This is a genomic window from Kocuria marina (assembly GCF_000786655.1).
In the GTDB taxonomy this organism is placed as follows: domain Bacteria; phylum Actinomycetota; class Actinomycetes; order Actinomycetales; family Micrococcaceae; genus Kocuria; species Kocuria marina_A.
Map to the genome: position 1 here is coordinate 1 of NZ_JROM01000025.1, position 887 is coordinate 887.

Sequence of the window (887 nt, forward strand, 5' to 3'; positions counted from 1 at the left end):
GATCTTGATCGGACGGCCCTGCTCGTCCGCGTCGAACTGGAAGTCCACCGCCCATACGAGGTTCGGTGCGACTGCCGCCGGGGCGTCGACGGTCGAGGATCCGACACGCTTGCGGCGACGCCGCTGCGGGACGCGCAGCCCTTCCTCGCGCCAGAGCCGTTGGATCTTCTTGTGGTTCACGACCCACCCCTCGCCGCGGGCATCGTGGTAGGCCCTGCGGTATCCCCACCGCGGGTGCTTCTTCGCATACGCCCGCAGCCAGTCCCGCAACGCCAGGTCCGGGTCGGCTGTCGTCTCACCCTGGAGCGGGCGACGGTATGCGGACCTGCTCAGCCCGGCCAGACGGCACGCCATTCGTTCGCTCACCCGCAGCTTGCGCTTGAGGTGGTCGACGGCGGCGCGGCGCCTGCCCGGGCCTAGAAGTTTCCCTCAGCCAGCTCCTTGAGCGCGGCCTTCTCCAGCTCTGCCTCGGCGAGCAGCCGCTTGAGCGTGGCGTTCTGCTTCTCCAGTTCCCTGAGGCGCTTCGCGTCGTCGGCCTTCAGCCCGCCGTACTGGTTACGCCACCGGTAATACGTCTGCTCGGACACTCCGAGCTCTCGACACACCCCGGCGATGTCGCTACCGCCCGCGAGCATCCTGTCGGCCTGCCCGAGCTTACGGACGACCTGCTCCGAGGTGTGACGCTTCCTGCTGTTCGACATGATCTGACCAGTCTCACTGCCCGGACCCCCGGGCAACAGGACGACTCACACAACCACCGGACCTACCAAACGGGGTCAGCCCACGAGCTTACGGACGACCTGCTCCGAGGTGTGACGCTTCCTGCTGTTCGTCATGATCTGACCAGTCTCACTGCCCGGACCCCCGGGCAACAGGACGACTCACAC

Annotated in this window: 1 pseudogene; it reads right to left on the reverse strand. The window is 67.1% G+C overall.

The features are described 5' to 3' along the window. Positions 1-701: pseudogene (locus tag AS25_RS14215) on the reverse strand (IS3-like element ISAar43 family transposase); the annotation flags it as partial. Positions 702-887: the final 186 nt, after the last annotated feature.